Genomic DNA, 13,489 nt, shown 5'->3' with positions numbered 1-13,489 from the left:
CCCGGCTGGCCGGTTCACGCGGCCGGTCAGGCCCTACGGAGCATCGGGGGACGCACATGACAGACGCTCCGCACCTGCTGGCCGAGGACCGCCCCGAGTACGAGCGGATTCTCGACGACGCGCTACGTCACGCTCGTGACCACCCGGCCCTGGACGGTGTCGGCGACCGGCTCAACGCGGAACAGCTGCGCACCATGGCACTGTACGCCACGGCTCTGATCAGCGCGGCGGCCGGCACCGAGTACGAGCAGTACGTGAAGGCCCGCGAGGAACAGCGCGGTCCGGCCGGTGATCCGGCGCCGGACGAGAGGCGGGGGACGGGCGCCGGGGCAGGCGCCGTGGTCACCGTGCTGGCACCGGTCCTGGCCGGCAGCGCCGCCGTGATCTTCCTGCTCGTCGGCTACCTGATCCAGGCGCTCGGACCGGACCTGCCGATCGCCGCCACGATGGTCACCGCGGGCTGGTTCTTCGCCGCGCTCGCCGCGGCGGCCACCCTGGTCGCCGCTGTCGGGCTCCTCCTGGCAGCCCTGCGCAACGGCTCCACCTCGCTGCCCGCCGACGGACCGGACGAGGAGCTTCCGGAGGAAGTCGCACGGGCCAGGGAGGCGTGGCGCCATGCCCTCCTGGAGCGCGGCATCCTGCCGTTCCTGCGGGACGCCCTCGCCGACCCGGCGGCGGGCCCCGCCTCCCGGACGCCGCACGGCTCCCCGAACCGCATGCCGAAGATCGGCTACAGCCGGCCCGAGTTCTCCGGCCCGTCCGAGGGGCCGTCGGCCGGCCCGCGTCCGACCTTCACCAGCCCGGACTTCTCCAGTCCTGACTTCGGCGGACCCGAACACCAGCCGGACTGACCGCGGATGGACCGACCACGGATGGACCGACCACGGCGCCGGGGCCACCCGCACCCCGGCGCCGTGCTCACCGCTGCCCGGTCCCCGGGCAGCCCGTCCGCTCAGTCGGTCAGTCGGCCGGTCAGTCGGCGATCGGCAGGTAGACCCGGTTGCCGGCCGCCGCGAACTCCTTCGACTTCTCCGCCATGCCCACCTCGATCTCCTCCTGCGTACCCCCGTGCTCACGCCGGATGTCGTGCGAGATCTTCATGGAGCAGAACTTCGGACCGCACATCGAGCAGAAGTGGGCCGTCTTCGCCGGCTCGGCGGGCAGCGTCTCGTCGTGGAACTCCCGTGCCGTGACCGGGTCGAGCGCCAGGTTGAACTGGTCCTCCCAGCGGAACTCGAACCGCGCGTCCGACAACGCGTCGTCCCAGTCCTGCGCTCCCGGGTGCCCCTTGGCGAGGTCCGCCGCATGGGCCGCGATCTTGTACGTGATGACACCCGTCTTCACGTCGTCCCGGTTGGGCAGGCCCAGGTGCTCCTTGGGGGTGACGTAGCAGAGCATCGCCGTGCCCCACCAGGCGATCATCGCGGCACCGATCCCCGAGGTGATGTGGTCGTACGCCGGGGCGACATCCGTGGTCAGCGGGCCGAGCGTGTAGAACGGCGCCTCCTCGCAGATCTCCTGCTGGAGGTCGATGTTCTCCTTGATCTTGTGCATCGGGACATGGCCCGGGCCCTCGATCATCGTCTGGACGCCGAACCTCTTGGCGACGGTGTTCAGCTCACCGAGGGTGCGCAGCTCGGCGAACTGTGCCTCGTCGTTGGCGTCGGCGATCGAACCGGGGCGCAGCCCGTCACCCAGCGAGTACGTCACGTCGTACGTCGCGAGGATCTCGCAGAGCTCCTCGAAGTTCTCGTACAGGAACGACTCCTTGTGGTGCGCGAGGCACCAGGCCGCCATGATCGAGCCGCCGCGCGAGACGATGCCCGTCTTACGCCGGGCGGTCATCGGCACGTACGGCAGGCGCACGCCGGCGTGCACCGTCATGTAGTCGACGCCCTGCTCGGCCTGCTCGATCACCGTGTCCTTGTAGACCTCCCAGGTCAGCTCCTCCGCACGGCCGTCGACCTTCTCCAGTGCCTGGTAGAGCGGCACGGTGCCGATCGGGACGGGCGCGTTGCGCAGGATCCACTCACGGGTGGTGTGGATGTTGCGGCCGGTGGACAGGTCCATGACCGTGTCGGCGCCCCACTTGGTCGCCCAGGTCATCTTGTCCACCTCCTCCTCGATGGAGGAGGTGACCGCGGAGTTGCCGATGTTCGCGTTGACCTTCACCAGGAACCGCTTGCCGATGATCATCGGCTCGATCTCCGGGTGGTTGACGTTGACCGGCATGACGGCCCGGCCCGCGGCGATCTCCTCGCGCACGACCTCGGGCTCGACGTTCTCCCGGATCGCGACGTACTCCATCTCGGGGGTGATGTCACCACGCCGCGCGTACGCGAGCTGGGTGACGGGCCGTCCGTCGCGGCTGCGGCGCGGCTGGCGCGGACGGCCGGGGAAGACGGCGTCGAGGTTGCGCAGTCCGCCGCGGGGCGATGTGTGCTTGAGGCCGTCGTCCTCGGGGCGGCCGGGGCGTCCGGCGTACTCCTCGGTGTCCCCGCGGGAGATGATCCAGTTCTCCCGCAGCGGCGCGAGGCCACGCCGGACGTCGGTGTCGATGGTGGGGTCGGTGTAAGGGCCTGACGTGTCGTACAGCGTCACGTCCTTGCCGTTGGTGAGGTGCACCTGCCGAACCGGCACCCGGAGGTCCGGGCGTGAGCCCTGGACGTATCCCTTGTGCCAGCCGATGGACTTCCCGGCCTCGGCATTCGGTGCGTCCTGCGCGTTCTGCGCGTTCGGCTCCGAGGCAGGCGTGCGTGCGTCCGCTGTGGTCATGAGACCTACTCCCTACGCCGGCATTACCCGGTAACAGGTTCGGCGGTCGGCGCAGCCTGTTCCGTACCGGTGTACGGAGGTCAGCGCCCTCTCAGCCCGGTGCTCCGAGCTCCCGCGTGTGCAAAGGTGCCACCACGCTAGCGTCCTTCATGGCGTGCTGAATAGAGGGCACCTCCTGTTCTTGCGATGATCGCCCGGTGACCTCCTCCCAAAGCGATCCCGAACCGCAGGCCCCTCCGCACGGCCACGCGCACAGTCATGGCCCCGCCGCTCCCGTCTCCAAGCATCTGCGCAGGGTCATCGCCGCCGTGCTGATCCCGTTCGCCACCGCGGTCCTCGTCGGCCTCGTCGCGTACTGGCCCGGTGGCGCCCCCGCCCACGAGCGCACGGGTGTCGGCTTCGACCGGCAGACGCAGTCCGGCAAGGTGGTCCAGGTCGACAAGGTGGACTGCGCGGACGTCAACGCCGCGCAGGTACCGCCGACCGGCGACACCTCGACACCTTCGGGACGTGAGGCGGTCAACAGGCAGACGGGGGACTGCGAGAAGGCCACGATCGAGGTGACGAGCGGCAGGGACGCGGGCCGGACCTTCGCCGAGATCGTCCAGCCGGACGCCCCGAGGCAGCTGCGCGAGGGCCAGGGCGTGGTCGTGGCGTACGCGCCCGACGCGCCCCGCGACCTCCAGTACTCGGTGACCGACGTCAACCGGAAGCTGCCGATGGCGCTGCTGGCCGGGATCTTCGCACTGGCCGTGGTCGCGGTGGGCAGGCTGCGGGGGCTGATGGCACTGGTCGCGCTCGCGGTGTCGTTCGCCGTGCTCACCCTGTTCATCCTGCCGGCGATCCTCCAGGGCTCGAACCCCCTGGTCGTGGCGGTGATCGGCGCGAGCACCATCATGCTCGCGGCGCTCTACATGTGCCACGGCCTGACGGCCCGCACGTCCGTGGCTGTCATCGGCACACTCATCTCACTGCTGCTGATCGGCCTGCTCGGCTCGCTCTTCATCGGCTGGGCCAGCCTGACGGGAAACACCGACGACAACACCGGTCTCATCCACGGCCTGTATCCGGACATCGACATGAGCGGTCTGCTGCTGGCCGGCATCATCATCGGCTCGCTCGGCGTGCTCGACGACGTGACCGTCACCCAGACGTCGGCGGTCTGGGAACTGCACCAGGCGGACCCGACGATGGGGGCACGCAAGCTCTACAAGGCGGGGATCAGGATCGGCCGCGACCACATCGCCTCGGTGGTCAACACCCTCGTGCTCGCCTACGCGGGGGCCGCACTGCCCCTGCTGCTGCTCTTCTCGATCGCCCAGAGCAGCATGGGGACGGTGGCCAACAGCGAACTGGTGGCGGTGGAGATCGTCCGGACGCTGGTCGGGTCGATCGGACTGGTCGCCTCGGTGCCACTGACGACGGCGCTGGCGGCGCTGGTGGTCTCCGCGGACCGCACAGGGCTCGGCGCGGAAGCCGGAGCTCCTGCACCCGTACGGACCGGGAAGGGCCGTCGTCGCAAGACGTAACGACGGCGCTCCTCAGCCGGCGTTCTGCTCCTCGGCGAGAATCCGGCCCAGTGCCTCTTCGAGGTTGTCCTCGAAGTCACTCAGCGTGTGCTCCTGACCCAGCGGGACCAGCTTGTCCGTCCGGTCGAGAAACGCCACGAGAGGCGCCGTACCGGCCCGGAAGAGGGCTCGGTCCTCTCCCACCTGGAGTCTGATGTGCACATCGGAAAGCCCTTCGGGCTCGGTCGGCTCGATGTGCACATCACCGTCACCGCTGGGACTGTTCAGACCGTCAAGCAGCAGCTCCCGGCCAAAAGCCCAGGTGACAGGGGCGTCACCGGGCAGGTGGAAGGTCATGCGGATGGCATAGGGATCAGCGACCTCGTACCGGAGCTCCACCGGAATCCGGAAGGAAAGCTCCTCGGAAACGAGAAAACTCATCATGACCTCTGCTTGAACCGACTCGCGCATCGTTCAACCCCGCGGTAGATGAAACTGGCTGGGAATGGTCCCTCGTGGCCCTATTGACGCCATCGTGGTGCACGCGATAGCAGATCACAAGGAGTGATTTTTCAGATACTGATAGAGAGCACGAGCGAGCGTAGGAGGTCGGTGACCTCGGAGCGTAGTTGCTCGACTGCGGGGAGCAAGCGATCCTGTTGGTCAGAGGGCATCGAAATGGCCATCGACGCCACGGTGGAACCCACCGTGATCGGGATGGCCGCGCAGATCGTTCCCAGGGCATATTCCTGTCGCTCAATGACAGGTTCCATGCGTGCTGTCGATCTCAATCGGTCAAGAAGCGACTGACGATCTCGCACAGAGTGACGAGTCAACGGCTGCACAGGGTGGCGGTCGAGGTGATCCCCACGAGCGGTCTCGTCGAGCTGTCTCAGAAGGCACTGCCCGATAGCATGGGCATGACCGGTCTCGCGGAACGCGGCCCACTCGTCGACCGCGGGGTGGGCGGGAGAATCCGCGACCCCGATCAGTTCGATCTCGCCCTCGCGGTAGACGGCGCAGTACACCGGCACGCCTATGGCGTCGCTCCATCTGCCCAGTGACTCGGTCATGCTGGTGCGGCGTTTCTGCCCGGCACCGCCGCCGATCAGCCGCTCGGCGGCCTCGCCGAAGACGAAGACGCCGTTCTCCCGGCGCAGATACCCCTCATGGGTCAGGGTGCGCAGCAGGTGGTACGCGGTCGGAAGCGGGAGCCCGGCTTCCCGTGCGAGCTGCTTCGCGGGCGCCCCGTCGCGATGGGTGCCCACGGCCTCCAGCAGTCTCAGCGCCCGCTGCACCGAACCGATCAATGTCGGCACAGCGGTACTCGTTGCTGTGGTCACAGGTCACCCCCAGGCATGGTGACGGGCGGTCAGCCCTCCCGTGGGGGCCGCCCCCACGGAGTGCCGCGAACCTGGGTCCGATGACCGGACGGCCGTACAAACCGATGGTCAATTCGGTGACAGACAGTTACTTCCCAGGCGTCGGCGGCGATACGACTGTATCGGCACCACACGCGTGAAGGGGGTTTCCGGCCGGGACTTAGCTCAGCTGGCCTAATCCTCCCGGGCCGTTGGTCACTACCAGTCACGGCCCGAAGGGGAGGACGCCATGAACTTCCGTACGACGAAAACCAGACCTCCGACCAGCACGGCGAATACCAGCACCTTGAAGAGGAGGCCGATGACGAAGCCCACCACGCTGGCGATCAGGCCGCCGAACACGACTATCGCGATGACGGGCACCGCGACCCACTTCACCCACCAGGGCATCCCCGCGAACATCTCCCGCACCGCCATCGTCCTTACCTCTTCCCTGTGAGTCCCTGCCTCGATGCTAGAGGCGCGGGGGTGGCCGGCGGGCGTGCCCGATCCCTTGGACTTCCCTGATCGATCCCTAGGGACCGCGCTCTCCCCTCAGCTCTCCGGCGGGGAGAAGACCACCATCACCCGCAGGTCCTCGGTGATGTGGTGGAACTTGTGGGCCACTCCGGCCGGCACGTACACGACGCTGCCCCTGCCCACCTGGGTGGTCTCCATGCCGACCGTGATCGCCGCACGGCCACTCACGACCAGGTAGACCTCGTCCTGGTCGTGGGGATGCTGCGGGTCGAGCTGGCCCGCGTCCAGCGCGTAGAGCCCGACCGACATATTGCGTTCCCGTACGAACTGGAGGTAGGCCCCGTCATTGGCGGCCCGCTCCGCCTCCAGTTCGTCCAGCCTGAATGCCTTCATCGCCCGTCCGCCCCTTGGGTCCGTGCTGCCGCTGTCGGCCGCCGATCATGTCTGCCACGATCAGACACATGATGAATTTCGTAGTCAAGACGATCGCCAACGCGGGTGCGCTGGCCGTGGCCATCTGGCTGCTCGACGACATCACACTGACCGGCGACGACACCTGGAACAAGGTGCTCACCCTGGTCCTGGTCGCCCTTCTCTTCGGGCTGGTCAACTTCGTCGTCAAGCCGGTGGTGCAGCTGCTGACCCTCCCGCTGTTCATCCTGACGCTGGGGCTGATCACGCTGGTGGTCAACGCCCTGATGCTGATGCTGACCTCGTGGCTGGCCGACCTGTCCGACCTGAGCTTCCACGTCGACGGCTTCTGGACCGCCGTCCTCGGCGGCCTGATCATCGCCGTCGTCTCCTGGGCGCTGAACGTCGTACTCCCCGACGAGGACTGATCCGGGTCGTCTGAAACAGTGCAGGTCACACCGGTGGCAGACCGGGGAGAGAAGCGAGGACACGGTATGAGCACCATGGGCGACGGAACACGGGCGGTACGGGCCGGGCTTCCCGAACCGGCACAGTACGAACCCACACTCCCGGGGCCGGTTTTCGCCGCGCACTTCCACCTGTCCGGAGAACCGGTCGGCCCGTACACCTACGGCCGCGAGACCAACCCGACGTGGACCCATCTGGAACGTGCGATCAGCGAACTGGAGGCGCCCGGGGAGCCGGTCGAGACCACGGTGTTCGCCTCCGGGATGGCGGCGATCACGGCCGTACTCCTGTCGCAGACACGCACGGGTGACGTGGTAGTGCTGCCGGACGACGGCTACCAGGCGCTGCCGCTGGTCCGTGACCAGCTGGAGGCGTACGGGGTCGAGGTGCGGACCGCGCCGACCGGGGGTGACGCCCAGCTCGCGGCCCTGGAAGGGGCCAAGCTGCTGTGGCTCGAGACGCCTTCCAACCCCGGGCTCGACGTGTGCGACATACGACGGCTCGCGGAGGCCGCGCACTTGGCGGGCGCCCTGGTCGCGGTCGACAACACGCTGGCGACCCCGATAGGCCAGCGCCCGCTGGAGCTGGGAGCCGACTTCTCGGTGGCCAGCGACACCAAGGGCATGACGGGCCACGGCGACATCCTGCTGGGCCATGTGACCTGCCGCGACCCCGGGCTGGCGGCGGGTGTACGGCGCTGGCGCAAGGTCGTCGGGGCCATTCCGGGACCGATGGAGGCATGGCTCGCGCACCGCTCGCTGTCCACGCTCCAGCTGCGGATCGACCGCCAGTGCACGACCGCCCTCAGGCTCGCGGAGGCGCTGGGCAAGCGCGCCGATGTCAGCGGTCTCCGGTATCCGGGGCTGCCGGCCGATCCCTCGTACCCGAACGCCGTACGTCAGATGCGGCGCTTCGGCTCGGTGGTGTCGTTCGTACTGGCGGACCGGGAGACGGCCGAACGCTTCCTTGCCGGGCTCCGTCTGGTCGATGACGCGACGAGCTTCGGCGGCGTACGCTCCACCGCCGAGCGCCGGGCCCGCTGGGGCGGGGACGCCGTACCGGAAGGCTTCATCCGCTTCTCGGTCGGCGCCGAGGACGCCGAGGACCTGCTCGGCGACGTCGAGCGCGCGCTCGACGAGGCATCCCGGTAAAAGCGCCGGCCAGCCGTGGTGCCCGCTGGTGCGGGCGGTCCGAGCCTCCCCCCTCGTGGCTCGGACCGCCCCGGTTCCACGCGCGAAGAACCGTCATGGCAAGGCTAGTTGACTCAGCGTCAGTGTCCAATCACAGTAGCGACAGCGACCTATCGGCATATCTATCGCTGCCCGGGTCCGAAGCGTCGCGAGCGCGGGAGGAGGCGGACCATGGACCTGGCCCTGCTGCGCACCTTTGTCACCGTGCACCGTGCGGGGTCGTTCACCCGGGCCGCCGCCCTGCTCGGACTCTCGCAGCCCGCCGTGACCTCGCAGATACGGACGCTGGAACGCCAGCTCGGCCGCCCCCTCTTCCTGCGCCGCGCCCGCGGTGTCACCCCGACCAGCATCGGTGACGAGCTGGCACACCGGGCCGCTCCCCACCTGGACGCCCTGGTGGAAATCGCCGAGGCCGGACTCGACGAGGCGACAGGGGTACGGACGCTCCACCTGGCCGGACCTCCGGAGTTCAGCTCCGTACGCGCTCTGCCCGCGCTCACCCCGCTGCTCTCCCAAGGGCTGACGCTGCGCAGCTCGTTCAGCGCCAACACCGAGAAGACGCTGGAGGGACTGGCCGCCGGACACCACGATCTGGCCATCACGACGGCGCGGCCCCGCGGCGGGCTGCTCACCTCGACACCGCTCTGCGACGAGGAACACGTCCTGGTGGCGGCGCCGCGCTGGGCCGCACGTCTGGGACCGGGGACGCTCCGGCACAAAGGGCCTGTGGTGCTGGAGCAGTTGCCCCTGGTCGAGGTGCACGAGAGTCTGCCCTTCGCCTCCCGCTACTGGGCGGCCGTGTTCGACAGCGGGCCGGCCGCGGCCGCGACCGTGATCACCCCGGATCTGCGGGCGGTCCTGGAGTGCACGGCAGCGGGGGCCGGGCTGGCCGTGCTGCCGCGGTATCTGTGCGAGCAGGCGCTGGAGCGGGGCGAGGTGGTGGCGCTGCTCGACCCTCCGGTACCGCCGCTGCGCACGTACTTCCTGGCCGCGCGTACCGGCACACTGGCGCTGCCGCACATCGCGCGGGCGCACGAGTGGCTGGTGCGCGCTGCCGTCGACTGGTGACCGTGGCTCCGGAAGCGTTTCAGATCGGGTCCCACGGGCCACTCTCTTGCCATGACCGAACGCCCTGTGGTCAAGCGCACCGCACGTGCCATCCTGCTCGACGGGGACGACCTCATCCTCATCAAGCGCACCAAACCGGGGGTTGATCCGTACTGGCTCACGCCGGGCGGCGGGGTCGAACCGGAGGACAGCACCGTCGTCGAAGCGCTGCACCGCGAGCTCGACGAGGAGCTCGGTGCCAAGATCACCCATGTCGTGCCGTGCTTCGTGGACACCGTGGAGCACATCGCGGGCGGCGGGGCGAAAGGTGTCAAGGTCCAGCACTTCTTCGTCTGCCGGCTGGAGTCGATGGACCTCTCACGGCGGCACGGACCCGAGGTCGACGAGCCCTGCGGGGAGTACGAGATCGTGCGGGTGCCCTTCAGCCGGATCGGGATCGCCGCGGTCCATCTGGTACCGCTGTCACTCCGGCACTACCTCGACGGCAACATCGAAGGCGTCCGGGCGATGCACGCGAACGATCTGGGCTGAATCGACGCCTGCTGCGTCCAAGCGCCTTCTGGAGCGAGGTCCGCAAGGCCGGCAGGCAGGGAGGCTTCCCTCGGCAGACGGCCGGTCGCTCTGGGCGGGTCAGCGTGTTTCACGTGAAACCACTCACTTACGGGAGACACCGCCGCCGACCAGGGCGCCACCTGGGGTCAAGCGGGGCGCCCACCTGCGTATATCGGACAGCTACGCTAAAGCGGTGGACGAACGATCATCGCGTCAGGAAGCCTGACCTCTATGCACAACCCATGGCCCGGCCAACTCGCCGACCTCCCCGTCCGACGTCTCACCCGCGCGGACCTGGTCTCCTGCGCCGACCTCTGCGAGGACCGCGGATGGGCACGCGACGAGCACCGGTGGGGGCTGCTCCTCTCCGTGGGTACGGGTTACGGCATCGATGACCCGGGCGGCAAGGGACTGGCCGCGGCCTGCGCCGTGACCGCGAACGGGACGCACACCTCCGTGGGGATGCTGCTCGTCGCCGACCGGCACGCCAGGCAAGGGCTCGGCCGACGACTGATGCACCACGTGATCGAGGCGACCGGAGAGACTCCGCTCTCGTTGTACGCCACCACGGAAGGGCAGCCGCTCTACGAGCGGCTCGGTTTCGCCGTGGTGGGCAGGGCCGACCGCGTCAGCGGCCACTTCCGGCCGGTGGACGGCGAGGGCGCACAGTCCTCGGTGACGCCTTCGGTCACCATCCGTCCGGCCAGGGCGGACGACCTCAAGAGCATCCTCCGCCTGGACGCCGACACGTTCGGTGCCGACCGGACCCACCTCATCACGCGGCTGCCCGCCTTCTCCGACAAGCTGCTGGTCGCGGAGGACGATGACACCCTCGTCGGGTACGCGGCGATCTGGCCGAGCGGGAACGTCCACTCCATCGGTCCGCTGGTCGCGCCCGACACCGCCACGGCCAAGGCTCTCGTCACCACGCTCGCCGCGACCACCGACCGCCCACTGCGGACCGATATCGACGTACGCCACCATGAACTGCTGGACTGGCTCGGCGAGCGGGGTCTGGAGAAGGGGACCACCACGGTGGTCATGATCTACCGAAGCCAGACGCTGCCGGGTGACTGGACCCGCAGGTTCGCACCACTGACCGTCGCGACCGGCTGACACCTGCCGGCTGAGACCGGCTGACCAGGCGCAAGTGCCGAGGGTGATTGCATACGCCGGTTAATTGCAGGCGCGGGATATTGCGTGTGTCCCCTATCCTGGAGATACGCAGCTCCACCTGGAGGAGAGACCATGACCGCGACCGACCCCGCCCTGACCGCCCTCTCCCAGGGCTGGTGCGCCCTCTCCCTGCTCCACGGGAAGATCGAGGCGCGCATCGAGCGGGCTCTGCAGACGAACCACGACCTCAGCGTGCGGGAGTACTCCCTGCTGGACGTCCTGAGCCGGCAGCACAGCGGCCCCGGTGGCCATCTCCAGATGAAGCAGGTCGCCGACGCCGTCGTACTGAGCCAGAGCGCCACCACCCGCCTGGTCACCAGGCTGGAGGACCGTGGGCTGCTGACCCGGTACCTGTGCGACACCGACCGCCGCGGCATCTACACCGACGTCACCGAGGCCGGCCTGACGCTGCTCGCGGAGGCCCGGCCGACCAACGACACCGCGCTGCGCGCCGCCCTGGACGAAGCCGCCACCCACCCCGATCTGGCTCCCCTCGTCACCGCGGTCGAACAGCTGAAGGTTCCCGCATAGCCTCCGCGAGCTGCGTACCCTGCGGCATATGAACGATCTTGCGATCCGTCCTGCCGTGCTCTCCGACATCCCCGCCATCGTGGCCATGCTGGCTGACGATCCTCTCGGTGCGGAGCGGGAGTCACCGGACGACCTCACCCCATACCACACCGCGTTCCAGCGGGTCACCGACGACCCCAACCAGCATCTCGTCGTGGCGGTGCGTGCGGAACGGGTCCTGGGAACCCTGCAGTTGACGATCGTTCCCGGTCTGTCCCGGCGCGGTTCGACGCGCTCGATCATCGAGGGTGTCCGCATCCATGCCGAGGAACGCGGCAGCGGCCTCGGCACTCAGATGATCCAGTGGGCCGTGGACGAATCGCGCCGCCAGAAGTGCACACTGGTCCAGTTGACGTCCGATGTCACCCGCACCGACGCACGACGCTTCTACGAACGCCTTGGCTTCACCGCCAGCCATGTCGGATTCAAGCTCACGCTCTGACCTCCGGAGCACGCACGCACCACCCGAGCGATCACGCGGTACCCGCGCCGTGTTTCACGTGAAACACGGCGCGGGACTCGGGGCGGGCTCAGATGGCGAGTCCCCGCCAGCCCTCCGCGTCCACGCCACCGGGGACCGCCGCCCCCGGGTCGTACGGTTCGCGGGTGAAGACGAAGGACCCCAGGTCGAGGTGGTCGACGGCGCCGTCACTGTTCCGCACCACGCGCAGCGTCTCCCCCGCGTAGTACCCGTCGAGCCCTGTCCAGGTGCCGTCAGGCCGGAAGCGGAAGCGGGCACCTCGGCCCGCTCCTCGCATCGGATGGAGTTCCACGCCGTGATCCGCGACCACCCTCAGGACGTAAGCGTGCGTCCCCCAGTACCAAGGGCCCGTCAGGGCGAGCAACGCGGAGTCCGCCTCGGGCAGAGGACGCCACGGCGCCGGGATACGGGGCTCGGCCTCGGCGACGATCCGCACGAGGTCGGCGGCGACGCCGGCGACGAGCGGCCCGGACGTGGCGTTGGTGAGCGCCACCGCGGCGAGGCCGTCCTCCACACAGATCCACAGAGCGGCCAGGAATCCCGGCAGCGAGCCGGTGTGTCCGACGAGCGTCCGGCCGTCCCGGCGCACGATCTGGAGACCCAGACCATAGGCACCGTCCCAGTCGTCCGGGGCGAGGGAGGCCGCCGGGACCCGCATCTTGTGCAGTGAATCACCGCTCAGCACCTTCTCATCGCCCTCGGCGAGGAAGGCCGCGAAGCGGAGCAGGTCGGCCGTTGTCGACCAGAGCTGGCCGGCCGGCGCCATCAGGCCGAGATCCTCGGACGGTTCGGGCAGCATGACATCCGCCCATGGATGGACAGCCCAGCCCCCGGCGTGCGGAGCGACCGGCTGGGTGCTCGTCCGGCGCATACCCAGCGGCTCAAGGATTTCGCGTCGCAGCACCTCCTCCCAGGACGCGCCTCGCACCGCCTCGACCAGCGAGCCGAGCAGGGTGTAGCCAGTGTTCGAGTAGTGGTGGCTCCGGCCCGCCGACTGCGTCCGCGGTTGATCCCCGAGGACATCCGCGAGCTCGGGACGGACGGTCCCTGACGTGCGCTCCCACCACGGCGCGGGGGATTCGGCGGCCAGTCCCGCGCTGTGGCTGAGGAGCTGGAAGACGGTGGCATCGCCCACCCCCGTGCCGGGGAGGTGCTGCTCCAAGGGGTCGTCCAGGCCGAGCACACCTTCGTCGCACAGCCGGAGCACCAGCACGGCGGTGAAGATCTTGGTGAGGGAGCCGATTCTGTACTGCGTATCGGCGTCGGGCTCGTGGTCCTTTACGCAGCTGCGCGCACCGTCCCAGACGGTCCGCCCTTCCCGCTGCACCGCGGCGACGAACGAGGGTGTCCGGCCTTCGGCCTGAGCCGTGGCGATGCGGTGCAGCAGGGCACGCCGGGTACTGGGAAGCAGCTCTTCACGGAGGGAGCCATGGGGGGAAGTCATGGTCA

At 69.0% G+C, this 13,489-nt stretch carries 15 protein-coding genes; 9 read left to right on the top strand and 6 right to left on the bottom strand.

What is annotated here, in order from left to right; translation table 11 throughout:
• Positions 1 to 56 precede the first annotated feature (56 nt).
• A complete protein-coding gene (locus tag Sfulv_RS14550) occupies positions 57 to 851 on the top strand; it encodes a hypothetical protein (RefSeq protein WP_173314095.1) in 795 nt (264 codons plus the stop codon).
• A 121-nt stretch (positions 852 to 972) separates the two neighbouring features.
• Here the strand turns inward: Sfulv_RS14550 and thiC are convergent, their stop codons facing one another.
• Positions 973 to 2,775: a phosphomethylpyrimidine synthase ThiC gene (gene thiC, locus Sfulv_RS14545; RefSeq protein WP_173314094.1), complete on the bottom strand. Its 1,803-nt coding sequence runs from the start codon at positions 2,773 to 2,775 to the stop codon at positions 973 to 975.
• A gap of 197 nt (positions 2,776 to 2,972) precedes the next feature.
• Here thiC and Sfulv_RS14540 point away from each other — a divergent pair, with 197 nt between their 5' ends.
• The gene (locus Sfulv_RS14540; protein ID WP_173314093.1) at positions 2,973 to 4,304 is read left to right on the top strand and encodes a YibE/F family protein; all 1,332 of its coding nucleotides are present in this window, start codon (positions 2,973 to 2,975) and stop codon (positions 4,302 to 4,304) included.
• 12 nt (positions 4,305 to 4,316) lie between these two features.
• Here Sfulv_RS14540 and Sfulv_RS14535 read toward each other — a convergent pair whose 3' ends face one another.
• The 4 genes from Sfulv_RS14535 to Sfulv_RS14520 form a co-directional block, all read right to left on the bottom strand.
• Positions 4,317 to 4,754 (bottom strand): SsgA family sporulation/cell division regulator, encoded by a 438-nt coding sequence (locus Sfulv_RS14535; protein WP_173314092.1) that lies wholly within the window; start codon positions 4,752 to 4,754, stop codon positions 4,317 to 4,319.
• 101 nt (positions 4,755 to 4,855) lie between these two features.
• Entirely contained in the window at positions 4,856 to 5,626 is a 771-nt protein-coding gene (locus Sfulv_RS14530; RefSeq protein WP_173314091.1) for an IclR family transcriptional regulator, read from the bottom strand.
• Between the two features lie 237 nt (positions 5,627 to 5,863).
• Positions 5,864 to 6,076, bottom strand: coding sequence for a DUF5326 family protein (locus Sfulv_RS14525; protein WP_173317857.1), 213 nt, complete (start codon positions 6,074 to 6,076; stop codon positions 5,864 to 5,866).
• 123 nt (positions 6,077 to 6,199) lie between these two features.
• Positions 6,200 to 6,517 carry a cupin domain-containing protein gene (locus Sfulv_RS14520; protein WP_173314090.1) on the bottom strand — a complete coding sequence of 106 codons (318 nt, stop codon included), beginning with the start codon at positions 6,515 to 6,517 and terminating at the stop codon, positions 6,200 to 6,202.
• A 68-nt stretch (positions 6,518 to 6,585) separates the two neighbouring features.
• Here Sfulv_RS14520 and Sfulv_RS14515 point away from each other — a divergent pair, with 68 nt between their 5' ends.
• The 7 genes from Sfulv_RS14515 (at position 6,586) to Sfulv_RS14485 (ending at position 12,001) form a co-directional block, all read left to right on the top strand.
• Positions 6,586 to 6,963: a phage holin family protein gene (locus Sfulv_RS14515; protein ID WP_173314089.1), complete on the top strand. Its 378-nt coding sequence runs from the start codon at positions 6,586 to 6,588 to the stop codon at positions 6,961 to 6,963.
• 66 nt (positions 6,964 to 7,029) lie between these two features.
• Positions 7,030 to 8,154, top strand: a complete 1,125-nt coding sequence (locus Sfulv_RS14510; protein WP_173314088.1) for a cystathionine gamma-lyase — start codon at positions 7,030 to 7,032, stop codon at positions 8,152 to 8,154.
• A gap of 210 nt (positions 8,155 to 8,364) precedes the next feature.
• Complete coding sequence (locus Sfulv_RS14505; protein ID WP_173314087.1) at positions 8,365 to 9,261, top strand: LysR family transcriptional regulator; 897 nt, start codon at positions 8,365 to 8,367, stop codon at positions 9,259 to 9,261.
• Positions 9,262 to 9,312: 51 nt separating this feature from the next.
• On the top strand, positions 9,313 to 9,792 hold the full coding sequence (locus Sfulv_RS14500) for an NUDIX domain-containing protein (protein WP_173314086.1): 480 nt from the start codon (positions 9,313 to 9,315) through the stop codon (positions 9,790 to 9,792).
• 252 nt (positions 9,793 to 10,044) lie between these two features.
• On the top strand, positions 10,045 to 10,929 hold the full coding sequence (locus Sfulv_RS14495; RefSeq protein ID WP_173314085.1) for a GNAT family N-acetyltransferase: 885 nt from the start codon (positions 10,045 to 10,047) through the stop codon (positions 10,927 to 10,929).
• A 132-nt stretch (positions 10,930 to 11,061) separates the two neighbouring features.
• The gene (locus tag Sfulv_RS14490; RefSeq protein ID WP_173314084.1) at positions 11,062 to 11,520 is read left to right on the top strand and encodes a MarR family winged helix-turn-helix transcriptional regulator; all 459 of its coding nucleotides are present in this window, start codon (positions 11,062 to 11,064) and stop codon (positions 11,518 to 11,520) included.
• Positions 11,521 to 11,548: 28 nt separating this feature from the next.
• Complete coding sequence (locus tag Sfulv_RS14485; RefSeq protein ID WP_173314083.1) at positions 11,549 to 12,001, top strand: GNAT family N-acetyltransferase; 453 nt, start codon at positions 11,549 to 11,551, stop codon at positions 11,999 to 12,001.
• Between the two features lie 88 nt (positions 12,002 to 12,089).
• Here the strand turns inward: Sfulv_RS14485 and Sfulv_RS14480 are convergent, their stop codons facing one another.
• Positions 12,090 to 13,484 (bottom strand): serine hydrolase domain-containing protein, encoded by a 1,395-nt coding sequence (locus Sfulv_RS14480; protein ID WP_173314082.1) that lies wholly within the window; start codon positions 13,482 to 13,484, stop codon positions 12,090 to 12,092.
• Between the last annotated feature and the right edge of the window lie 5 nt (positions 13,485 to 13,489).

Origin of the sequence: Streptomyces fulvorobeus (assembly GCF_013167895.1) — a bacterium.
Taxonomy (GTDB): Bacteria; Actinomycetota; Actinomycetes; order Streptomycetales; family Streptomycetaceae; genus Streptomyces; species Streptomyces fulvorobeus.
The sequence above is the reverse complement of the archived record's forward strand: the minus strand, read 5'-3'. Positions and strand labels throughout refer to the sequence as shown.